Origin of the sequence: Pseudomonas sp. Os17 (genome assembly GCF_001547895.1) — a bacterium.
Classification (GTDB): domain Bacteria; phylum Pseudomonadota; class Gammaproteobacteria; order Pseudomonadales; family Pseudomonadaceae; genus Aquipseudomonas.
The window spans coordinates 1783270-1804003 of the sequence record NZ_AP014627.1; the positions used below are offsets into that span (position 1 = coordinate 1783270).

General features: G+C 62.3%; 22 protein-coding genes. 10 read left to right on the plus strand and 12 right to left on the minus strand.

Annotated elements, in window-relative coordinates:
• Positions 1-218: 218 nt before the first annotated feature.
• A complete protein-coding gene (gene rluB, locus POS17_RS08025; protein WP_060838107.1) occupies positions 219-1409 on the plus strand; it encodes a 23S rRNA pseudouridine(2605) synthase RluB in 1191 nt (396 codons plus the stop codon).
• A 162-nt stretch (positions 1410-1571) separates the two neighbouring features.
• Here the strand turns inward: rluB and POS17_RS08030 are convergent, their stop codons facing one another.
• The 3 genes from POS17_RS08030 to POS17_RS31585 all read right to left on the minus strand — a co-directional run bounded on the left by POS17_RS08030 (position 1572) and on the right by POS17_RS31585 (position 3369).
• A complete protein-coding gene (locus POS17_RS08030) occupies positions 1572-2537 on the minus strand; it encodes a leucyl aminopeptidase (protein ID WP_060838108.1) in 966 nt (321 codons plus the stop codon).
• Positions 2538-2600: 63 nt separating this feature from the next.
• Complete coding sequence (locus POS17_RS32135; RefSeq protein ID WP_016964425.1) at positions 2601-2738, minus strand: hypothetical protein; 138 nt, start codon at positions 2736-2738, stop codon at positions 2601-2603.
• Between the two features lie 274 nt (positions 2739-3012).
• A complete protein-coding gene (locus POS17_RS31585) occupies positions 3013-3369 on the minus strand; it encodes a hypothetical protein (protein ID WP_129405520.1) in 357 nt (118 codons plus the stop codon).
• A 395-nt stretch (positions 3370-3764) separates the two neighbouring features.
• Between POS17_RS31585 and POS17_RS08035 the strand changes: the two genes are divergently transcribed.
• Together POS17_RS08035 and arfB are read left to right on the plus strand one after the other, a co-directional pair.
• Complete coding sequence (locus POS17_RS08035) at positions 3765-5186, plus strand: amino acid permease (protein ID WP_060838109.1); 1422 nt, start codon at positions 3765-3767, stop codon at positions 5184-5186.
• A 181-nt stretch (positions 5187-5367) separates the two neighbouring features.
• Positions 5368-5781, plus strand: a complete 414-nt coding sequence (gene arfB / locus POS17_RS08040) for an alternative ribosome rescue aminoacyl-tRNA hydrolase ArfB (protein WP_060838110.1) — start codon at positions 5368-5370, stop codon at positions 5779-5781.
• Here arfB and POS17_RS08045 read toward each other — a convergent pair.
• The 7 genes from POS17_RS08045 to POS17_RS31590 all read right to left on the minus strand — a co-directional run bounded on the left by POS17_RS08045 (position 5778) and on the right by POS17_RS31590 (position 10421).
• On the minus strand, positions 5778-6977 hold the full coding sequence (locus POS17_RS08045) for an MFS transporter (RefSeq protein WP_060838111.1): 1200 nt from the start codon (positions 6975-6977) through the stop codon (positions 5778-5780). The two genes, arfB and POS17_RS08045, sit on opposite strands and share 4 nt — an antisense overlap.
• Before the next feature lie 116 nt (positions 6978-7093).
• Positions 7094-7276 (minus strand): hypothetical protein, encoded by a 183-nt coding sequence (locus POS17_RS08050; protein ID WP_060838112.1) that lies wholly within the window; start codon positions 7274-7276, stop codon positions 7094-7096.
• An 85-nt stretch (positions 7277-7361) separates the two neighbouring features.
• On the minus strand, positions 7362-7493 hold the full coding sequence (locus POS17_RS32430; protein WP_256596728.1) for a hypothetical protein: 132 nt from the start codon (positions 7491-7493) through the stop codon (positions 7362-7364).
• 197 nt (positions 7494-7690) lie between these two features.
• Positions 7691-8881 carry an amino acid aminotransferase gene (locus POS17_RS08055; protein WP_060838113.1) on the minus strand — a complete coding sequence of 397 codons (1191 nt, stop codon included), beginning with the start codon at positions 8879-8881 and terminating at the stop codon, positions 7691-7693.
• On the minus strand, positions 8881-9237 hold the full coding sequence (locus POS17_RS08060; protein ID WP_007930096.1) for a 4a-hydroxytetrahydrobiopterin dehydratase: 357 nt from the start codon (positions 9235-9237) through the stop codon (positions 8881-8883). Before POS17_RS08060 ends, POS17_RS08055 begins: the two co-directional genes overlap by 1 nt.
• A gap of 69 nt (positions 9238-9306) precedes the next feature.
• Positions 9307-10098, minus strand: a complete 792-nt coding sequence (gene phhA, locus POS17_RS08065) for a phenylalanine 4-monooxygenase (protein ID WP_060838114.1) — start codon at positions 10096-10098, stop codon at positions 9307-9309.
• Positions 10099-10196: 98 nt separating this feature from the next.
• Positions 10197-10421 carry a hypothetical protein gene (locus tag POS17_RS31590; protein WP_129405521.1) on the minus strand — a complete coding sequence of 75 codons (225 nt, stop codon included), beginning with the start codon at positions 10419-10421 and terminating at the stop codon, positions 10197-10199.
• On the opposite strand from POS17_RS31590, the gene POS17_RS08070 reads away from it, so the two are divergent.
• Positions 10404-11966, plus strand: a complete 1563-nt coding sequence (locus tag POS17_RS08070; RefSeq protein ID WP_060838115.1) for a sigma-54-dependent transcriptional regulator — start codon at positions 10404-10406, stop codon at positions 11964-11966. The two genes, POS17_RS31590 and POS17_RS08070, sit on opposite strands and share 18 nt — an antisense overlap.
• 53 nt (positions 11967-12019) lie before the next feature.
• On the opposite strand, the gene POS17_RS08075 is transcribed toward POS17_RS08070, so the two are convergent.
• Together POS17_RS08075 and POS17_RS08080 are read right to left on the minus strand one after the other, a co-directional pair.
• Complete coding sequence (locus tag POS17_RS08075) at positions 12020-12742, minus strand: TylF/MycF/NovP-related O-methyltransferase (protein WP_060838116.1); 723 nt, start codon at positions 12740-12742, stop codon at positions 12020-12022.
• On the minus strand, positions 12739-13605 hold the full coding sequence (locus POS17_RS08080; protein WP_060838117.1) for a hypothetical protein: 867 nt from the start codon (positions 13603-13605) through the stop codon (positions 12739-12741). The genes POS17_RS08075 and POS17_RS08080 overlap by 4 nt, the downstream gene beginning before the upstream one ends.
• 331 nt (positions 13606-13936) lie before the next feature.
• Between POS17_RS08080 and POS17_RS08085 the strand changes: the two genes are divergently transcribed.
• From POS17_RS08085 to flgK, 6 genes are all read left to right on the plus strand, one after another.
• The gene (locus tag POS17_RS08085; protein ID WP_016965788.1) at positions 13937-14677 is read left to right on the plus strand and encodes a flagellar basal body rod protein FlgF; all 741 of its coding nucleotides are present in this window, start codon (positions 13937-13939) and stop codon (positions 14675-14677) included.
• Between the two features lie 45 nt (positions 14678-14722).
• Positions 14723-15508: a flagellar basal-body rod protein FlgG gene (flgG, locus tag POS17_RS08090; protein ID WP_060838118.1), complete on the plus strand. Its 786-nt coding sequence runs from the start codon at positions 14723-14725 to the stop codon at positions 15506-15508.
• Positions 15509-15569: 61 nt separating this feature from the next.
• Positions 15570-16265: a flagellar basal body L-ring protein FlgH gene (gene flgH / locus POS17_RS08095; protein WP_060838119.1), complete on the plus strand. Its 696-nt coding sequence runs from the start codon at positions 15570-15572 to the stop codon at positions 16263-16265.
• A 15-nt stretch (positions 16266-16280) separates the two neighbouring features.
• On the plus strand, positions 16281-17390 hold the full coding sequence (locus POS17_RS08100) for a flagellar basal body P-ring protein FlgI (RefSeq protein WP_016963126.1): 1110 nt from the start codon (positions 16281-16283) through the stop codon (positions 17388-17390).
• A gap of 10 nt (positions 17391-17400) precedes the next feature.
• Complete coding sequence (gene flgJ, locus POS17_RS08105; protein WP_060838120.1) at positions 17401-18663, plus strand: flagellar assembly peptidoglycan hydrolase FlgJ; 1263 nt, start codon at positions 17401-17403, stop codon at positions 18661-18663.
• A gap of 10 nt (positions 18664-18673) precedes the next feature.
• Positions 18674-20725 carry a flagellar hook-associated protein FlgK gene (flgK, locus tag POS17_RS08110; protein WP_060838121.1) on the plus strand — a complete coding sequence of 684 codons (2052 nt, stop codon included), beginning with the start codon at positions 18674-18676 and terminating at the stop codon, positions 20723-20725.
• Positions 20726-20734 lie beyond the last annotated feature (9 nt).

Sequence of the window (20734 nt, forward strand, 5' to 3'; positions counted from 1 at the left end):
GTGCGGCGCATGACGTGCCGGCCAGCCGGCTCCCACGGCGATGCCGGTCACCGGTTGGCGGAAAAAAGCCCGGGCGGCGACTTATCAACTAGTCTGTGATGCGCAATCGCCGCCATGAGCGTATGATTCGCGACCCTTTGGCGATCCCTTCGCCACAGAACCTGTTTTCACGTCTTCAGGCCGCTCTAGCCTGAAGCGCTACACCGGGAGGTGCCCAGATGAGCGATACCGATCAGAACGACCAGGAAATCCGTCCAGCCGGCGAGAAACTGCAGAAAGTCCTCGCCCGTATCGGCGTCGGCTCGCGCCGCGACGTCGAGGCCTGGATCAGCCAGGGCCGGATCAAGGTCAACGGCAAAGAGGCCACCCTGGGCCTGCGCGTCGACCTGCATGACGCCATTTCCATCGATGGCAAGGTGATCAAGCGCGAAGAGGCCGCCGAATCGGTGCGCCGCGTGATCATGTACAACAAGCCCGACGGCGAAATCTGCACCCGTGACGACCCGGAAGGCCGTCCGACCGTGTTCGACAAGCTGCCGCGTCCGCGGGAAGGCCGCTGGATCAACATCGGCCGCCTGGACATCAACACCACCGGCTTGCTGATGTTCACCACCGACGGTGAGCTGGCCAACCGCCTGATGCACCCGTCCTACGAGATGGACCGCGAGTACGCGGTGCGTGTGCGTGGTGAGGTCGACGACGAGATGATCGAGCGCCTCAAGGCCGGGGTCATGCTCGAAGACGGCCCGGCCAAGTTCACCGACATCCAGCAGGCGCCCGGTGGCGAAGGTTTCAACCACTGGTACCACTGCGTGGTGATGGAAGGGCGCAACCGTGAAGTGCGCCGCCTGTGGGAATCCCAGGGCCTGGTGGTCAGCCGCCTGAAGCGCGTGCGCTTCGGTCCGGTGTTCCTCAACTCAGACCTGCCCATGGGCCGCTGGCGCGAAATGAGCCAGTACGAAGTCGACGTGCTCAGTGCCGAAGTCGGCCTGACCCCGGTGGCCCTGCCGCAGCTCAACGCCAAGTCCAAGGACAAGCTGGAGCGCATGCAGCGCAAATCCTCGCGTCCGGTGGGCAAGAGCGAGCGCGTGCGCACCCTGCGTCCGGCCACCGGCGCACCGGCCAGCCCGCGTGCTTCCCGCGAGCCGCAGATCGAAGGCGAGCGCCCAGGGCGCAAGCCGGCGGCCCGTCAGGACGGTGAGCGCGCGCCACGCGCGCCGCGTCCGGCCAGCGGTCGGGGCACGCCGGTAGCCGAGCGTCCGGCGGACACCAAGCGTCCGGCCAAACCGGCACCGAAGTCCAAGCGTCCAAGCCCGGTGCTGGACAAGGACGCGCCGTCCGGCAAGCGTCGTGGCGCCCCGGCCGGTGCCGGCCAGCGTCCCGGCTTCGGTCGTCGCAAGCCGGAGTAAGCGTCGGCCAGCCGACAACAACGCCAACCCTCGGGTTGGCGTTTTTTTTGCCCGGTGCTTGGTGGGCGCCGGCTTGCCGGCGAACAGGCTCTCAAGTCCTGCGCCTGGGGCATGATCGTCTTCGCTGAAAAGCCAGCGCCTACCTACCAGCCTGCGGCTGCGCTAGAAGGCGAACTGGCCGTCGAACACCGGCTTGTTGTCCACCGCCAGCACCCCTGAGCTGAAGATCAGATCCAGGTGGTGGCTGCCCTTGGCGCCGCCTCCCAGCCCCAGGTGCAGGCCGCAGTGGCGCTCCTCGAAGCCGGAATTGCGCCCGTAGAGGGACCTGATGCCTTCGTTGGTGCCGATGCCCAGCTCCTCGATGCGCCGGTTGGACGGGTTGGCATCCAGGTATTTGTTGAAGTCGTTGGCCAGCCCCGGTACCTCGGTGGCGACCCTGGTGATGCTGGAGTTCTCGATCCACAGCTCCAGCGGTGCTTGCAGTACCCCGTATTTACGGGCGAAGGGGATGGTGCCGAGGAAGGTGCCGAGAAACTTCACATGACCGTTGATGGCCTCGCTGTGGGTGGCGATTTCCCCGGGTGCCAGGTCGTAGTTGCCGACGCCGTTGATGTCGGTCCATTTCTTCACGTTGCTCAGGGGGGTCTCGAAATATGAGCCCTGGGGGTCGCTGAAGCTCAGGGTCGAAGCCTGGGACAGGCGGCGGATCAAGGTGGCATTGAGGTCGGCGATACGCTGCGGCTCGACGCTGAAGGTGTCGTAGAAGTACTCGCCGTAATCCTTGAACAGCAGCGACTTCTTCCAGTGCTCGGCCATCAGTCCGTGCAGCGGGCGGAGGAACTCCGGGCCGTCGGGGCGGGGCTGGGTCAGGGTCGAGGAGTCGTAGAAAAAAATGTACAGGTCGCAGTCGATGATCGCCCGGGCCAGGCGTTCGGCCGGCTCCAGGTCCAGGCGCAGGGCGCTGAGCGTCAGCGGCGTGGCCTGGCGCGCCTGTTCGAGGATGGCACTGACCATGGCCTGGTAGTCGGCGGTGTGGCCGAGCACCACTTTCTGCGCTCGGGCGTTGCTCAGGGCCGGGTGGCGTTCGAGGTAGTACAGGAAATGGCGGATGGCGCGGGTCTGGTCCATAAAACCTCCCTGGAGGACAAAGGTGACCGGGGCAGGCGCAAGGCCTGCTCCGGTCCGGGCGCCTTACATTGGCCACATCGCCGTGCCGAACGGCACCACGGCGTCGGCCTGCATCATTTCCACGGCTGCATCATGAGTGGCCGCTTCGAACCACTCGTCCAGTTGCAGTTCGGTTTCCAGGTCTTGTTCCAGTGTTTGCATGGTGACTCTCCTAGATGACATAGCGCATAGCAGTCCATTGGCAGAGCGGATCAACAGCGGTGAACGAGATGCTTGCACAGGCTGCGCAGCCGCTCCTCGTACCTGTCGGACGAGGCATCCGGCAAGTGGCTGGAAACCTAGTTCAGGGCATTTTGAAGTGCAAAAAAATATTTAGATTATTTTCTACTGAACTTTATTTTCTATTTTTGCGCGAGCTATTTATCGCCTGAAAACAAAAAGCTAAAGCACTCCCGGCGGCGCCGCGGTCGGCGCGTCAATTTGCAGTCGCCGGGGCGGATGATCTGTCTTGGCAAGTTAACGTTACGCGCTGTAAAGAAAAAATGACGAAATGTTGCGTGTTGCGCCCTGAAACGGCACGGGTCGTGGCGCTGTAAGGAAAAGCTGCCGGCGGACCGTGAGCCATCTGCTTGCCGAGGCTCTGGCCCGCTTGTTCCGGAGCGCCAAGGCGGGTGAGATGCACACCTGCCTGCGTACAGGTGCATAACAAGAAGGAGGCGCAATGAACGCCGTAACCGACTTTCACCGACACCCTTCGAAGGGCGATGGTCATCGCACCTTCATCGACGACCCCACGCGGTCCGTCCAATGTTCCGCCGCCGATGTCGAGCATCGAGCAGGCCCCGCAAGATCCCGGTTACCGGCACGCTGATACAGCGGTGTCTGGCGGCAGGGGGTCAGGGGTGTACAATGCGCGGCGTTTTAACTGTGACCCAACTGCGTACCCGCGCATTTTGCGTCTGCGTCGCGCGTTTCAGCCTGCCCCGAGGGCGCTGGGAGCCGCGCTGCCGGGCCAATAAACTCAAGGTTATCCACCTTGTTCACTCCGCCGCGTCACGAGCGTGGTGGGTTCGATTTCGTCACAGATAAAAACAAACAGGTGACGCATGACCGTTAGAAAAACGCTGAATTTCGGGTGCCTGCGCTGGGGTTTGCTCCGCGCCGCTTAAGCCTCATCGGGCGGCAACGTCTTGCAAACATCATCAAACCTTGCGTGAGAACCTTTTCATGAGTGGACAAAACTCGCATTCGGGCGAGCTGAAACGCGGCCTGAAAAATCGCCATATTCAACTGATCGCCCTGGGCGGCGCGATCGGCACCGGTTTGTTCCTGGGCTCGGCCGGGGTACTCAAATCCGCTGGCCCATCGATGATCCTCGGCTACGCCATCTGTGGTTTCATCGCCTTCATGATCATGCGCCAGTTGGGCGAGATGATCGTCGAAGAGCCGGTGGCCGGTTCCTTCAGCCACTTCGCCCACAAGTACTGGGGCGGCTTCGCCGGTTTCCTCTCTGGCTGGAACTGCTGGATTCTCTACATCCTGGTGGGCATGTCGGAGCTGACCGCGGTCGGCAAGTATGTGCACTACTGGTGGCCGGACGTCCCGACCTGGGCCTCGGCGGCGGTGTTCTTCGTGATGATCAACGCCATCAACCTGGCCAACGTCAAGGTCTTCGGCGAGGCCGAGTTCTGGTTCGCCATCATCAAGGTGGTGGCCATCGTCGGCATGATCGCCCTGGGCAGCTACCTTTTGGTCAGCGGCCATGGCGGCCCGCAAGCCTCGGTGAGCAACCTCTGGTCCCACGGTGGCTTCTTCCCCAATGGCGTCAGCGGCCTGGTGATGGCCATGGCGATCATCATGTTCTCCTTCGGCGGCCTGGAAATGCTCGGTTTCACCGCAGCTGAAGCCGACAAGCCGAAGACCGTGATCCCCAAGGCGATCAATCAGGTGATCTACCGCATCCTGATTTTCTACATCGGCGCCCTGGTGGTGCTGCTGTCGCTGACCCCATGGGACACCCTGCTGGTGACCCTGAACGCTTCCGGCGATGCCTACAGCGGCAGCCCGTTCGTCCAGGTGTTCTCGATGCTGGGCAGCAACACTGCGGCGCACATCCTCAACTTCGTGGTCCTGACCGCGGCGCTGTCGGTGTACAACAGCGGCACCTACTGCAACAGCCGCATGCTGCTGGGCATGGCGGAGCAGGGGGATGCGCCGAAAGTCCTGGCCAAGATCGACAAGCGCGGTGTGCCGGTGATGTCGATCCTCGCCTCGGCGGTGGTGACCTTCGTTGCCGTGGTGCTCAACTACCTGATCCCGCAGCACGCACTGGAACTGCTGATGTCCCTGGTGGTGGCGACCCTGGTGATCAACTGGGCGATGATCAGCTACTCGCACTTCAAGTTCCGCCAGCACATGAACCGCACCGGCCAGACCTCGCTGTTCAAGGCCCTGTGGTACCCCTATGGCAACTACGTCTGCCTGGCATTCGTGGTGTTCATCCTCGGCATCATGCTGATGATCCCGGGCATCCAGATCTCGGTGTACGCGATCCCGGTGTGGGTGGTGTTCATGTGGGTCTGCTACCTGATCAAGAACAAGCGCAGTGCCCAGCAACCGCTGCAGGCGGCCAGTGCTTCGCTGAAGTAAGCGCGGCCCCGGCAAGGACTAACCCGGCTCCGGCCGGGTTTTTCATGCCTGTGATTCTTGTGCGGGCTTGGATTGCTTGCGCCGGCAGGCCGCCTGCAAGTGTGTGCTGGGCGGCGAAGAGGCCCGCCGGAGCCCGGGTAATGGGGGTATCCTGTGGGCCCTGAAAACGGATTCCTGTTCCATGCTGGTGATTTCCAACAATGTGCATCTGCCGGATGCCGAGATCGAGCTGACCGCCATCCGCGCCCAGGGCGCGGGAGGGCAGAACGTCAATAAAGTGTCCAGCGCGGTGCATTTGCGCTTCGACATTCCGGCCTCGTCCTTGCCGCCCTTCTACAAGGAGCGCCTGCTGGCGCTGCGCGACAGTCGCATCACCAGTGACGGCGTGATCGTTCTCAAGGCCCAGCAGTACCGCACTCAGGAGCAGAATCGTGCCGATGCCCTTGAGCGCCTCACCGAGCTGATCCTCAGTGCCGTCAAGGTGGAAAAGAAACGCCGCCCCACCAAACCGACCCTGGGTTCGAAGAAGCGCCGTCTGGAGAGCAAGGCCAAGCGCGGCAACATCAAGGCCGGTCGCGGCAAGGTGGACTTCTAGCCGAGTGCGCGTTCCTTGCGCTGTCGGGGTGCCTGACGGTACAGGCACAGGCTGAGTACCAGGCCGCAGCAAGCGGCGATGGCGGCGAACAGGAAGATCGAGGCAAAGCCGAAACCCGCGGCAATCGCCCCGGCCAGGGGGCCGGTGATGCCCAGCGACAGGTCGATGAACAGCGAATAGGCGCCCACCGCGGCACCTCGGCTGGAGGCCGGCACCAGGTTCACCGCCTCCACCCCCAGGGCCGGGAACACCAGGGAGAAGCCGAAGCCGCTCAAGGCCGCGCCGGCCAGGGCCCAGTTGGCGTCCGGAGCCTGCCACAGCAGCAACAGGCCGAGGGTTTCCACCGACAGGCAGGCGATCGCCACGCGAAAGCCGCCCAGGCGGTTGATCAGGTTGCCGAACAGCAAGCGGGCACCGATGAAGCTGGCGCCGAACAGGCTCAGGCACAGCACCGCGTTGGCCCAATGCTGAGTGGCGTAATATAGGGTGATGAACGTGGCGATGGTGCCAAAGCCGATGGAGCCCAGGGCCAGGCCGCAGCCGTGGGGGAAGACCTTGCCCAGCACATGGATGAATGGCAGGCGTTCGCCGGCGACGATGGGGGCGGCGACTTTCGGCCAGGCCAGCAGCAGGCCGAGCACGGCCAGCAGGATGATGCTCGAGCCCATGCTCCACAAGCCGAGATGATCGACCAGCCACGCGCCCAGGGGCGCGCCAATGGCCAGGGCGCCGTAGCTGGCGATGCCGTTCCAGGAGATCACCTTGGCGGTGTTGGCCGCGCCGACTCGCCCGATGCCCCAGCCAATCGAACCCGAGCCCACCAGGCTTTCCGCGCTGCCCAGCACCAGGCGGCCGGTCAGCAGGCTGATCAGGCTCAGGGTCGGCAGATGTTGCAGCCAGGCCGAAAGCAGCATGAACACACCGCTCAGTCCGCAGCCGGCCAGACCGTACATCACCGCGCGCTTGCTACCCAGGTTGTCGATGATGCGTCCTGCGTAGGGGCGGCTGAGCAGGGTGGCCAGGTACTGCACGCTGATCACCAGGCCGGCGATCACCGCGCCAAAACCCAGGTCGCTGTGCACATAGCCCGGCAGCACCGCCAAGGGAATGCCGATGTTCAGGTAGCCGATAAAGGTGAACAGGACGATGGAGACGACTTGCAGCGTGACCGCCAAGGGGCGCTGGGAATCTGGCATGGGGATGGGTCCACGGCGACAGCTAAATAGATAGGCTGCTTATGATACCGATGTGGACGCTGATGCAGGGGGAGAATTCGACGCGTTGTTCAGATCTTTCGGGTCAGGGTGTTGACTCAGGCGTCTTGGTCTTGCAGCAGGTGAGTGGTGACCAGGGCGGCGATGGCGTTTTCCTGGGTGCCGAAGCGGGCCAGCAGGGCGGCCTGTTTCTGCGCGCTGAGGCGGTTCCACACCTCGATCATTTTTTCCGCGGTGCCGATCAGTACGCTGGCCTGGGTTTCGCTGAAGGAGTCGGTCATGGTCGGGTGAGGCTCGGAGGGAGGTTTCAGGCGGTGTGGAAAGCGCTTGAGTAGCGCTTTCCACACGGTCTGGTTACAGCACTTTTCAGTCTTCGCTGTCGGCCTTGCGGCGGTCGGCGGCTTCTTGCACTACAGGCTTTTCAGCACTGGCTTGGGGCGGGGTGGTCTGCTCAGTTTCGTGCAGGCTTGGGAAGGGGAGATTCGGGATCTCATGCATGTCGTTGCTCCTCGCAAAGTCTGTTTTTTAAATCGCTGGGTAGGTCCGCGCTTTTAAAAAGCCTGGGCAGGATACAGCACTGGAAATGACAAAAAGATTTTTATCGCGATTTTTTGGGATGAAAGGATCAGGGCCGCGCCGCAAGTGCCTTGCCGAGGTGGGCGTCCTTTAGACGCCCGCCTCGGCAAACACATGTTTCAGACGACCCGGGCGATGGCCTCGGCCAGCAGGTCCAGGCGGGTGGCGTCGATCCCGGCCACGTTGGCACGGCCGGAGCTGACCATGTACACGCTGTGCTGCTCACGCAGCGCCTGCACCTGAGCCGGGCTCAGGCCGGTGTAGGAGAACATCCCGCGTTGCACACCGATATGGGCGAAGCGCTCGGCCAGGCCATGGGGTTGCAAGGCCTCCACCAGGCCGGCGCGCAGTTGCGCGATGCGCTGGCGCATGGCTTCCACTTCGTCGATCCAGAGGCGCTTGAGTTCGGCATCGCCAAGGATGGTGGCGACCACTGCAGCGCCGTGATCCGGTGGTGTGGACCACAGGTTGCGGGCGATGTGGGCCAGTTGGCTGCGCACGTCCAGCAGTTTTTCGCCGTCCTGAGCGCAAACGATCAGGGCGCCGGTGCGGTCGCGGTACAGGCCGAAGTTCTTCGAGCAGGAGCTGGTGATCAGCACTTCCGGCAGTTCGGCGGCGAACAGCCGCACCGCCCAGGCATCCTGCTCCAGGCCATCGCCAAAGCCCTGGTAGGCGAAGTCGATCAGTGGCAGCAGCTTGCGGCTGCGCACCACGTCCAGTACCCGTTGCCAGTCGGCGTGGCTGAGGTCGAAGCCGGTCGGGTTGTGGCAGCAGGCGTGCAGCAGCACCACATCGCCCTCGGGCACCCGGTTCAGGGTCGCCAGCATGGCCTCGACGTCCAGGCGGTTGTCGCTGCCCACGTAAGGGTAGTGACTGACCTTGACTCCGGCTGCGGCGAAGATGGTTTCGTGGATCGGCCAGGTCGGATCGCTCAGCCACACGCCACGGCCCGGCAGGCAGTGGGCGATGAAGTCGGCGCTCAGGCGCAGGGCGCCAGTGCCGCCCGGGGTCTGGGTGGCACCGACGCGCTGGCTGGCGATCAGCGCAGAGTCGCTGCCCAGCACCAGTTCATTGATCACCTTGCCGAAGGCCGCGTCGCCGTGGCCGCCGATGTAGATCTTGGTGTCCTGGCGATCCACCAGGCGCTGCTCGGCCAGCTTCACCGAACGCGGAATCGGAGTCAGGCCCTGGGCGTCTTTGTAGACCCCCACGCCGAGGTCGAACTTGTTCGGATTGGGATCGCTGGCGTAGGCCCCCATCAGGCCGAGAATCGGGTCGCCGGGTACCCGGCCGATGGCGTCAAAATGCATTACTTGCGTCCTTCTGCGGTCTTGGCCACTTCGTCGGTGCGGGCGGCCATGATGAAGTCGTTGCGGTGCAGGCCCTTGATCGAGTGGCTCCACCAGGTCACGGTGACCTTGCCCCACTCGGTGAGCAGGCCCGGGTGATGACCTTCGGCTTCGGAGATCTCGCCCATGGCGTTGGTGAAGGCCAGGGCGAACTTGAAGTTCTTGAACAGGAAGACTTTTTCCAGCTGCATCACGCCGTCGCGAACTTCGATGTTCCAGTCAGGGATCTGCTTGATCAGTACCGGCAGTTCTTCGTCGCTGACTTGTGGAGCATCGGCGCGGCAGGCTTCGCAATGGGCTTGGTTCAGAGCGGTCATGGTGTGTTCCTGAGTTCGATTCTTGTTGGAAGTTACTATCTTTCGCAGCGGCTCGCGAGTGCGAACCGCTCAGGCCGCCTTGGGTTTTGGCGGGAACTTGGGCGCGTGCAGGCCCAGCTGCATGCCTTGGTGGACCAGGGCCATGATGTCTTCATGGGCCAGGTCGAACAGGCGCTTGAGGTTGGGCAGGACGAAATAGATCGGTTGCAGGATGTCGATGCGATACGGCGTGCGCATGGCTTCCAGCGGGTCGAAGGCCTGGTGTTCCGGGGCTTCGGAGAGGCTGTATACGGTTTCCTTGGGCGAGGAGAGGATGCCACCGCCATAGATGCGTCGCCCGGCCGGGGTTTCTACCAGGCCGAACTCGATGGTCATCCAGTACAGGCGCGCCAGGTATACCCGCTCTTCCTTGGTGGCTTGCAGGCCGAGCTTGCCGTAGGTGTGGGTGAATTCAGCGAACCAGGGGTTGGTCAACAGCGGGCAGTGGCCGAAGATCTCGTGGAAGATGTCCGGCTCCTGCAGGTAGTCCAGCTCTTCTGGGGTGCGAATGAAGGTCGCCACCGGGAAACGCTTGCTGGCCAGCAGTTCGAAAAAGGTCTGAAAGGGAATCAGCGCCGGCACCCGGGCCACTTGCCAGCCGGTGGTTTCGCCGAGGACCTTGTTGATTTCGCTCAACTGCGGGATGCGATCGTGGGGCAGTCCGAGTTTCTCGATGCCATCCAGATACTCCTGGCACGCACGACCTTCGATGACTTTCAGCTGACGCGTGATCAGGGTGTTCCACACCGCGTGTTCTTCGGGTGGATAGTCGATAAAACCTTGCGCGTCGGGCTCGCGGGCCACGTACTGCGTCTGCTTCATGCTGCTCTCCTGCCAGGGGATGCGTTCTTGTTATGTGTGACCCCAGTCTTACCCGAGGGTGCGACGCTTTGCAGCAGGCGTTCGGTGGGCGTGAGGGGCTATTGGGTGTCTATTTGTAAAGTAATCGTTACGAATTTGCCTGGATGGCCGCCGTGTTGTGGGTTTTCAGCTTTGAAAAAGCCCTTTGCTGTCACATAATCTTGACGATTATCTGCGTCACCCTGCAGAAAGTTTGCCAAGGTCGGCGTCAAAAACGTCGGTTTTTGGCGTTTATGCCCTTTATCATCAGCTCCGGGCCTCCTTTTATGCGTATCAAAGTTCACTGCCAGAACCGCATCGGCATCCTGCGCGACATTCTCAATCTGCTGGTGGAGTACGGGATCAACGTGGCCCGTGGCGAAGTGGGGGGCGAGCATGGCAACGCCATCTACCTGCACTGCCCGAACCTGATCAATCTGCAGTTCCAGGCGCTGCGCCCCAAGTTCGAATCCATCGCCGGGGTCTTCGGTGTCAAGCGTGTCGGGCTGATGCCCAGCGAGCGTCGGCATATGGAGCTCAATGCGCTGCTGGGGGCGCTGGAGTTCCCGGTGTTGTCCATCGATATGGGCGGCTCCATCGTTGCCGCCAACCGGGCGGCGGCGCAGTTGCTGGGGGTGCGGGTGGATGAGGTGCCGGGCATTCCCCTGTCGCGCTATGCCGAGGACTTCGACTTGCCGGAACTGGTACGGGCCAACCAGTCGCGGATCAACGGGCTGCGGGTCAAGGTCAAGGGCGATGTGTTCCTGGCGGACATCGCCCCGCTGCAATCCGAGCACGACGACAGCGAGGCCATGGCCGGCGCGGTATTGACCTTGCATCGGGCGGATCGGGTCGGTGAGCGCATCTACAACGTGCGCAAGCAGGAGTTGCGCGGTTTTGACAGTATTTTCCAGAGTTCGAAAGTCATGGCGGCGGTGGTGCGTGAGGCACGGCGCATGGCGCCGCTGGATGCGCCGCTGTTGATCGAGGGCGAAACCGGCACCGGCAAGGAGCTGCTGGCCCGCGCCTGCCACCTGGCCAGCCCGCGGGGGCAATCGCCACTGATGGCCCTGAACTGCGCCGGGTTGCCGGAATCCATGGCTGAAACCGAGCTGTTCGGCTATGGCCCCGGGGCCTTCGAAGGGGCGCGGGCCGAGGGCAAGCTGGGACTGTTGGAACTGACCGCCGGAGGCACCCTGTTTCTCGACGGCGTGGGGGAGATGAGCCCGCGTCTGCAGGTCAAGTTGCTGCGTTTTCTGCAGGATGGCTGCTTCCGGCGGGTGGGCAGTGATGAAGAGGTGTATCTGGATGTGCGGGTAATTTGCGCGACTCAGGTCGACCTGTCGGAGCTCTGTGCCCGGGGCGAGTTTCGCCAGGACCTCTATCACCGGCTGAATGTGCTGTCGCTGCACATACCGCCCCTGCGCGAATGCCTCGATGGCCTGACCCCGCTGGTGGAGCATTTTCTCGATCAGGCCAGCCGGCAGATCGGCTGCCCGCTGCCGCGACTGGCACCGGCGGCCATGGAGCGCCTGAGTCACTACCACTGGCCGGGCAACGTCCGGCAGTTGGAGAACGTGTTGTTCCAGGCGGTCTCGTTGTGTGATGGCGGCATGGTCAAGGCCGAGCACATCCGCTTGCCGGACTACGGTGCCCGTCAGCCCCTGGGGGATTTCTCCCTGGAGGGCGGCCTGGAACAGATCGTCGGGCGCTTTGAGAAGGCCGTGCTGGAAAGCCTGTATGCCGAGCATCCCAGCAGCCGGCAGTTGGGCAAGCGTCTGGGGGTGTCCCATACCACCATTGCCAACAAGTTGCGCCAGTACGAGGTCGGCAAGGAATCTCCGGAATAAAAAAGCCCCGCTGATGAAGCGGGGCTTTTCGTTTGGCTCGGGGCTGGCTGTCTTCAGATATGGAAGTAGCCGACACAGGAGTCAAAAGGCAGGCGCTTGAGTTCGATCTTGTTCATGTCGAACACTTCGCGCAGGGCCTTGGTTTCGCCCGGGAAGTTGCGGTAGGCGACTTCGTCGAGAACCACGATGGCGCCCTTGGGCATGTACGGCAGGAAGGTTTCCAACGCGACCTTGGTGGGTTCGTACAGGTCGGTGTCGAGGATCAGCATGGCCACTACCAGGTCCGGACGCGATTTGACGAATTCCGGCACGGTCTTGCAGATGTCGCCCTTGACCAGCTCGCAGCGCGGGATACGGTTCACCGGACGCAGCAGGTCGTTGGCATCGATCATGTCCTGGATCAGCGACTGGTCGGTGTCGGAGAACATGCTTTCGTTGATGTCGGCCGGGTCTTCGTCCTTGTTGATGCTGGTGAAGCCTTCGAACGTGTCGAAGCCCACAATGGAGCGGTTGATGGCGTAAGGCTCGAGGATCATCGACAGGTGCATGTAGAGCATCAGTGAGTTGCCCTTGTACACGCCGCATTCGATGATCGCGCCGGGTACATCCATGACCTTCTTGAACAGCTCCATGCGCGACAGCGCGGCGGTGACGTTGATGCGGTTGGCGAAGACGAAGGGTGCGTCGGCAACGTACTCGGCGTCGACCCGCTTGAGTACGCCGGCGCGGGTTTCGTTGTATTCGGCTTCGGCGGGGGTAAGGCGACGTTTGGTCATGGCTTGAATCCTTGGAAATTCGAGAAGTCGTGGGCGTGGAAGTAGTCTTTGAAGCCGGAGCCGACGTCGGGGCAGGCGCTGTCGACGTTGGGGGCTCCGCGGTGGTGTTTCAGGTCTTCGAGGTGCATCAGGCGGAAGTCCACGCTGAAGCGGGTGCGATCGGTGTGGTTGGGCACCGTGCCGTGCAGGTGCGAGCCGGAGAACACCAGCATCTCGCCGCAATTGCCGGCAATGCGGATCTCCGAGGCGTTGTCGATCTCTTCCAGGGGAACTGGATGGACCCGCACTTCTTCTGTCAGGTTGTCCTTGGCCTTGTGGCGCTGGTTACTGATCCAGTCCTTCAGGCTCCAGTCTTTCGAGGTGTTGGCCACCGGCTTCTCGAAGTAGCCGGGGTTGATCATCATGGTCTGGTCCGGGGTGATGCTGTAGACCGGCATCCAGGTGTTGATCTGGCAGTCCACGCTGCCATACCAGCTGTCGCGATGAGGCTTGTAGGCGTAGCTGACGCCGGCGTGGAGGTAGTCGTAGTTGGGCACGACCCGCAGGCGCGGTACGTCGAAAATGTAGTCCCGAGGATCGATGCCGATCTCGTGAATGAAGGCAAGGATCAGATCCTTGACGCGCTGGCTGTTGGTGAACTGGCCCTTGAGTCGGGTAACCCGGCTGACGAACTCTTCTACCGGCATCATCGTGTGCAGAGCCTGGTGGTTGGTTTCGCCATCGAATGCCGCGGTGATGCTTTCCTTGGCGTACCCGCAGAGTTCTTTTGCGGTGGCCAGGTCAGTGTCCAGGAAGATATCCCCGGAATAGATGGCTTCCTTGAAGTCGGCTGTCTTGCGCAGCTGATTGAGGTACAGGTTCAAAGTGGTTCTCCTTGGCAGTCACTGGCTTAGGTGTCGGCCACCCCCCTGCAAACTGAAGTCGCGAGCGCCAGCGACTGTGTCTAGCAAGAACTGTTCACAAAGTGCCGGCTTGGTGGTCGAAAGTTCCCCGGGAGCGCGACCGATACTTGCCGTCAGCGGCATAAGTCCGCCGTTTTTTCGTCTCTTGGCTCGTCTTGAAAACCACGTTGCTTGCGTTAAAGCCCCGGCCTGCATGGTGTGCGTTGCTTGGCGTGGAAGTTGGTGTAGAAATTGCTTGCGCCATGCCTACTACAGCGTGGGGCGGCAAACGTCCGGCAGATGAGGAACGATTGTGGACAAGTACCTTTATGTGGCAATGACCGGCGCCAGCCAGAACGCACTGGCGCAAAAGGCTCATGCCAACAATCTGGCGAACATCTCCACCAACGGCTTTCAGCGCGACCTGGAACAGGCGCGCGCGATGCCGGTGTTTGGTGACAGTTTTCCGGCGCGGGCCTTTGCCATGGGCGAGCGGCCAGCCACGGACTTTACTCCCGGCTCGATGGTGGAAACCGGTCGTGACCTGGACGTAGCCGTCAGCGGCAAGGGCTGGATCGCCGTGCAAAGCCCCGATGGCAGCGAAAGCTATGTGCGCACCGGCAGCTTGAACGTCGACGCCCTGGGTGTGCTGCGTGCCGGCAACGGCATGCCGGTCATGGGCAACGGCGGTCCGATCGCCGTGCCGCCTGAGCAGAAGATCGAAGTGGGCCAGGACGGCACCATCAGCATCCGTGCCATGGGTGAGGGGCCGCGGGTCATGGCCGAGGTCGATCGCATCAAGCTGGTCAATCCGGACATCAAGAACCTGACCAAAGGGCTCGATGGCTCGATCAAGACCAAGGACGGCCAGCCGGCGCCGGCCGATGCCAATGTCCAGCTGGTGTCGGGATTCCTGGAGTCGAGCAACGTCAATGCCGTGGAAGAGATGACCGCAGTACTGGCCTTGTCCAGGCAGTTCGAATTGCACATCAAGATGATGAACAGCGCCAAAGAAGACGACCAGGCCATGGCTCGGGTCTTGCAGATCAGCTAATTACCAGTACCTAGCGCCGTAAAACAGGCGCGAGAGGAGAATCGAATGCTTCCGGCTCTATGGGTTGCCAAAACCGGTCTGTCCGCCCAGGACACCAACCTGAGTGTGATTTCCAACAACCTGGCGAACGTCTCGACCACGGGTTTCAAGCGTGATCGCGCGGAATTCCAGGACCTGCTGTACCAGATCAAGCGTCAACCGGGTGCCCAGTCGACCCAGGACAGCGAACTGCCAAGCGGCCTGCAGGTCGGTACCGGTGTGCGCATTGTCGGCACCCAGAAGAACTTCACCGCCGGCAGCCTGCAAACCACCGAGCAGCCGCTGGACCTGGCGATCAACGGCCGCGGTTTCTTCCAGATCCTGCAACCCGACGGCACCACGGCCTACACCCGTGACGGCACCTTCCACCTCAACTCCAATGGCCAGATCGTCACCGCCAGTGGTTTTGCCCTGGAACCGGCGATTGTCGTGCCCAACGACGCGCAGACTTTCACTGTGGGTCAGGACGGCACCGTATCCATCACCATCGCCGGCAACCCGGCGTCCCAGGTGATCGGCAACCTGCAAACCGCCGACTTCATCAACCCGGCCGGCCTGCAGGCCCAGGGCAACAACCTGTTCCTGGAAACCGCCGCCAGCGGCGCGCCGCAGATCGGTACCCCGGGTCTCAACGGTTTCGGCACCACCCTGCAGAACACTCTGGAAGCGTCCAACGTCAGTACGGTCGAGGAGATGGTCAACATGATCACCACCCAGCGTGCCTACGAGATGAACTCCAAGGTGATCTCCACCGCCGACCAGATGCTCTCGTTCATAACGCAGAAGCTGTAATCAAGTCTTGAGGTCGCCACAGGTCTGATGTGGCGTGCCGGCAACATCGTGAGGAAGGGTCATGAATCGGTTTATTTGTGTTCTAGCGCTGAGTGGGAGTGCCGTGCTTGCGGGCTGTGTTGCCCCGCCGCCCAAGCCCAATGACCCTTACTACGCGCCAGTATTGCCTCGTACACCGCTGCCTTCCGCGTCCAACAATGGCTCGATTTACCAGGCCGGCTTCGAGCAGAACCTGTACAGCGACCGCAAGGCGTTCCGGGTCGGTGACATTATCACCATCACCCTGAACGAGCGGACCAACGCCAGCAAGGGCGCCAACTCGGCCCTGACCAAGACCAGCTCCAACAGCGTTGGCCTGACCTCGCTGTTCGGTGCCGTACCCAACACCAACAACCCGTTGGGCGATGGCGACCTGACCCTCAATGCCGGCTACAGCGGCAACCGTGCGACCAAGGGCGACAGCAAGGCGGCGCAGAGCAACAGCCTGACCGGTTCGATCACCGTCACCGTGGCCGATGTGTTGCCCAACGGCATCATCGCGGTACGCGGCGAGAAGTGGATGACCCTCAACACCGGCGACGAGCTGGTGCGGATCGCCGGCCTGGTCCGGGCCGACGATATTGCCACTGACAACACCGTTTCCTCGACCCGAGTGGCGGATGCGCGCATCACCTATTCGGGCACCGGCTCCTTTGCCGATGCCAACCAGCCTGGCTGGTTCGACCGTTTCTTCCTCAGCCCGCTGTTCCCTTTCTAGGTGATGAGAAGCCTCATGTTCAACTTCAAGCACCTGATGGCGGCGGCCTTGTTGCTGTCCACTTCCCTCGGCGTTCAGGCCGAGCGGCTGAAGGACATCGCCAGTATTTCCGGCGTGCGTTCCAACCAGTTGATCGGCTACGGCCTGGTGGTCGGGCTTAACGGCACCGGCGACCAGACCACTCAGACGCCGTTCACCCTGCAGACCTTCAACAACATGCTGTCGCAGTTCGGCATCAAGGTGCCGGCCGGTTCCGGCAACGTGCAGTTGAAGAACGTTGCGGCAGTGTCGGTAAGTGCCGATCTGCCGGCTTTCGCCAAGCCGGGCCAGCAGGTGGATATCACGGTTTCGTCCATCGGTAACTCCAAGAGCCTGCGTGGCGGCACCCTGTTGCTGACACCCCTCAAGGGGATCGACGGCAACGTCTATGCCATCGCCCAGGGCAACCTGGTGGTGGGTGGTTTCGACGCTGAAGGGCGCGACGGTTCGAAGATCACCGTCAACGTGCCGTCGGCCGGGCGGATTCCCGGCGGCGCTTCGGTGGAGCGAGCCGTGCCCAGCGGTTTCAACCAGGGCAACAGCCTGACCCTGAACCTCAACCGTTCGGACTTCACCACTGCCAAGCGCATCGTCGACAAGATCAACGACATGCTCGGCCCGGGCGTGGCCCAGGCCATCGATGGTGGTTCGATCCGCGTCACCGCTCCACTGGACCCAAGCCAGCGCGTGGATTACCTGTCGATCCTGGAGAACCTGGAAGTCGATCCGGGGCAGGCGGTGGCCAAGGTCATCATCAACTCCCGGACCGGCACCATCGTCATCGGGCAGAACGTCAAGGTGTCGCCGGCGGCGGTGACCCACGGCAGCCTGACCGTGACCATTACCGAAGACCCGATCGTCAGCCAGCCCGGTCCCCTGTCCAATGGCCAGACCGCGGTGGTGCCGCGTTCGCGGGTCAATGCGCAGCAGGAAGCCAAGCCGATGTTCAAGTTCGGCCCGGGTACCACCCTGGATGAGATCGTTCGCGCGGTGAACCAGGTGGGCGCGGCCCCAGGCGACCTGATGGCGATTCTCGAAGCCTTGAAACAGGCCGGCGCGCTGCAAGCCGACTTGATCGTGATTTGAGGTGGCGGCCATGGATATACGTAAGAGCGGATTGATTGGCAGCGGCGATTCCGGGTCCTATTCCGACCTCAATCGTCTGCAGCAACTCAAGGTCGGGGACAAGAACGGCGAAGCCAACGTGCGCAAGGTGGCCCAGGAGTTCGAATCGCTGTTTCTCAACGAAATGCTCAAGTCCATGCGCAAGGCCACGGATGTCATTGCCCAGGACAACCCGCTCAATACCCCGGCCGCCAAGCAATACCAGGACATGTACGATCAGCAGCTCGCGGTGTCCCTGTCGCGTGAGGGGGGCGGTATCGGCCTGGCCAATGTGCTGATGCGCCAGATGATGAAGAACAAGCCGGTCACGCCGGGCGCCACGCCGCCAGCCCAGGCCGCTGCGCCAGTGGCGACACCGACGCCGATTGCTGCGGGCACCAGTGCCCAGGATGGTCCCTTGAGCCGGTCCAATGGCCAGCGGCCGTTGTGGGCCTCCCGTGCCCATGACCCGTTGCGAACCTCCGTGGCTCATAACGACATGGTCCTGCTCAACCAGCGTCGCCTGTCGCTGCCAAGCAAGCTGACCGATCGCCTGTTGACCGGGATCGTGCCGTCGGCCGGCGGTGTTGCCGATGCCACCACTCAGAACGCTGCGCCGAGTCGCACCACGGCGGCCGCTGATGCGGTGCTGCGCGGCGAATGGCGGGTCAACCAGGGCTATGCCGCGTCCCAGGGCAAGATGCGCGTGTATGGCCGGGCCATGGCCCAGCCGCCGTTGGCGCCGGCCAAGCGCGCCTTCAGCTCCGCCGACGACTTCGTGGCCACCATGCTGCCAATGGCGCAGCAGGCTGCTCAGCGGATCGGCGTCGATCCTCGCTATCTGGTGGCCCAGGCCGCGCTGGAAACCGGTTGGGGCAAATCGGTGATGCGCCAGCAGGATGGCACCAGCAGTCACAACCTGTTCGGCATCAAGGCCGGCAAGAGCTGGCAGGGTGCTCAGGCCCGGGCGATCACCAGTGAGTTCCGCAATGGGCAGATGGTCAAGGAGACGGCGGCGTTCCGTTCCTACGATTCCTATCAGGACAGCTTCCACGATCTGGTGACCTTGTTGCAGAGCAACAATCGCTATCAAGAAGTGCTGAAGGTGGCCGATAAACCAGAACAGTTTGTTCGCGAGTTGCAAAAAGCCGGGTATGCAACGGACCCGGATTACGCTAGCAAGATTTCGCAGATAGCCAAGCAGATGAAGAACTACCAGAACTACGCTGCGGCGGGCGTTTCCACGAATTTATAAGGTCTGAATCATGAGTTTGCTCAATATCGGGATGTCGGGGCTGGCCGCCAGCCAAACGTCGTTGATGACCACGGGTAACAACATTGCCAACGCCGACACCGCCGGGTACTCGCGCCAGCAGACCGTGCAGGGCACCAAGGCCTCCGCTCAATTCGGCAATGTCTTCATCGGCACCGGTACCACCCTGGCCGACGTGCGCCGGGTGTACAACAGCTTCCTCGATGCCCAGTTGCGCACCGCCACGTCCCTCAACAGTGACGTGGCCGCCTACCAGGGCCAGATCAGCCCGATCGACCAGTTGCTGTCGGACAACGGCACCGGCATGAACGGCGCCCTGACCAAGTTCTTCGCCTCGCTGCAGAACCTCAACGCCAAGCCCACCGACGAGGCCTCCCGGCAGTTGCTGCTCAGCGACACTCAGGCCTTGAGCAACCGTTTCAATTCGGTGTCCAGCCAGCTCAACGAGCAGAACAGCAACATCAATGGCAACCTGGCGAGCATGGCGGACCAGGTCAACAAGCTGGCCAACACCGTGGCTCAGCTCAACCAGAAGATTTCCGAGCTGTCGACCAACGGCAACGGCATGCCCAACGATCTGTTGGATGCCCGTAATGAAACCGTGCGTCAGCTTTCGACGTTTATCGGGGTTCAGGTATCGGAGCGCGGTTCGAGCCTCGATCTGTACCTGGGCAGCGGTCAGCCACTGGTGATGGGCAACTCTGCCAACACCCTGGAAGTGGTGCAGGGCAAGAATGATCCGACCCGCTCCATGCTGCAGATCAACCGGGGTACCAGTACCGCGGACATCACCAACGTCACCACGGGTGGCGAGATCGGCGGCCTGTTGCGCTATCGCAGCGAAGTGCTGGACCCGGCCATGAATGAACTGGGGCGCGTGGCCCTGGTGGTAGCCGACCAGATGAACAGCCAGATGGCCCAGGGCATCGACAAGAACGGTGAATTCGGCGGCAACCTGTTCAACGACATCAACAGCCTCAGGATGATCAGTCAGCGCAGCATGGCCAGCGCGACCAACAGCGCCGGTTCGGGCAACTTCAATGTGACGATCAAGGACACCGGCAAGCTGAGCACCAGTGACTACACGGTGACCTTCAGCAGTGCCACCGATTACAGCGTCAAGCGTTCCGATGGCTCCGACCTGGGTAGCTTCAGCACGACCACCAGCCCGGCGCCGGTGATCGACGGCTTCTCGCTGAACCTCACTGGTACGGTGGCCGCCGGTGACAGCTTCAAGATCATCCCGACCCGCAATGCCGCAGCCACCATCCAGACGGAAATGACCGACTCCAAGCGCCTGGCTCTGGCCGCGCCGTTGAAGGCCGAGCTGGGTGCCGGGGTCAAGAGCTCCCTGAGCATTTCTTCGCAGCCGTCCCTGGCGGTGCCGATCGACAACTACGATGTAGCCAGCAAGCTGGAGATGCAGACCGCTCTCAAGAACTCCGGCCCGGTCAAGGTGGTGTTCAACGCGGCGTCCGGCGGCAGCCAGACATACGATTACTTTGACGCCAAGGGCACCAAGATGGGCAGCGGCTCCATCGTGCCGGGGCAGAGCAACGTCCTGAACCTGCAAGTCAATATGCTCGATGCCAGCGGCAACCCGATCACCGACGGCGGCACGCCACCCGTGACCAAGACCTTCACGGTGCAAATGACCGTTGCCGGTTCGCCCAACGCCGGTGACAACATGAGCATCTCGGTGAATGGCGCCGGTTCTTCCGATAACCGCAACGGCCTGGCGTTGTCGGGCCTGCAGACCAAACAGACCGTGGACACCGGTTCGGCGAGCAAGGGCATCACCCTGGTGGATGCCTACGGCAAGCTGATCGAGAACGTCGGCGCCAAGGCCAGCCAGGCCAAGCTCGACACCGCGGCCAACGGTTCCATCCTGGCCAACGCCAAGGGTGCCCGGGACTCGCTGTCCGGGGTCAACCTGGATGATGAGACCGGCAACCTGGTCAAGTTTCAGCAGTACTACACCGCGTCTTCGCAGATCATCAAGGCTGCGCAGGAAACCTTCAGCACGCTGATCAACAGCCTTTAAGGAGTCGTA

Bases quoted from the DNA above. Each gene is read 5' to 3' on its own strand.
- rluB (WP_060838107.1), top strand. From the start codon at position 219: ATGAGCGATACCGATCAGAACGACCAGGAAATCCGTCCAGCCGGCGAG.
- POS17_RS08030 (WP_060838108.1), bottom strand. From the start codon at position 2,537: ATGGACCAGACCCGCGCCATCCGCCATTTCCTGTACTACCTCGAACGC.
- POS17_RS32135 (WP_016964425.1), bottom strand. From the start codon at position 2,738: ATGCAAACACTGGAACAAGACCTGGAAACCGAACTGCAACTGGACGAG.
- POS17_RS31585 (WP_129405520.1), bottom strand. From the start codon at position 3,369: ATGCTCGACATCGGCGGCGGAACATTGGACGGACCGCGTGGGGTCGTC.
- POS17_RS08035 (WP_060838109.1), top strand. From the start codon at position 3,765: ATGAGTGGACAAAACTCGCATTCGGGCGAGCTGAAACGCGGCCTGAAA.
- arfB (WP_060838110.1), top strand. From the start codon at position 5,368: ATGCTGGTGATTTCCAACAATGTGCATCTGCCGGATGCCGAGATCGAG.
- POS17_RS08045 (WP_060838111.1), bottom strand. From the start codon at position 6,977: ATGCCAGATTCCCAGCGCCCCTTGGCGGTCACGCTGCAAGTCGTCTCC.
- POS17_RS08050 (WP_060838112.1), bottom strand. From the start codon at position 7,276: ATGACCGACTCCTTCAGCGAAACCCAGGCCAGCGTACTGATCGGCACC.
- POS17_RS32430 (WP_256596728.1), bottom strand. From the start codon at position 7,493: ATGCATGAGATCCCGAATCTCCCCTTCCCAAGCCTGCACGAAACTGAG.
- POS17_RS08055 (WP_060838113.1), bottom strand. From the start codon at position 8,881: ATGCATTTTGACGCCATCGGCCGGGTACCCGGCGACCCGATTCTCGGC.
- POS17_RS08060 (WP_007930096.1), bottom strand. From the start codon at position 9,237: ATGACCGCTCTGAACCAAGCCCATTGCGAAGCCTGCCGCGCCGATGCT.
- phhA (WP_060838114.1), bottom strand. From the start codon at position 10,098: ATGAAGCAGACGCAGTACGTGGCCCGCGAGCCCGACGCGCAAGGTTTT.
- POS17_RS08070 (WP_060838115.1), top strand. From the start codon at position 10,404: ATGCGTATCAAAGTTCACTGCCAGAACCGCATCGGCATCCTGCGCGAC.
- POS17_RS08075 (WP_060838116.1), bottom strand. From the start codon at position 12,742: ATGACCAAACGTCGCCTTACCCCCGCCGAAGCCGAATACAACGAAACC.
- flgG (WP_060838118.1), top strand. From the start codon at position 14,723: ATGCTTCCGGCTCTATGGGTTGCCAAAACCGGTCTGTCCGCCCAGGAC.
- flgH (WP_060838119.1), top strand. From the start codon at position 15,570: ATGAATCGGTTTATTTGTGTTCTAGCGCTGAGTGGGAGTGCCGTGCTT.
- POS17_RS08100 (WP_016963126.1), top strand. From the start codon at position 16,281: ATGTTCAACTTCAAGCACCTGATGGCGGCGGCCTTGTTGCTGTCCACT.
- flgJ (WP_060838120.1), top strand. From the start codon at position 17,401: ATGGATATACGTAAGAGCGGATTGATTGGCAGCGGCGATTCCGGGTCC.
- flgK (WP_060838121.1), top strand. From the start codon at position 18,674: ATGAGTTTGCTCAATATCGGGATGTCGGGGCTGGCCGCCAGCCAAACG.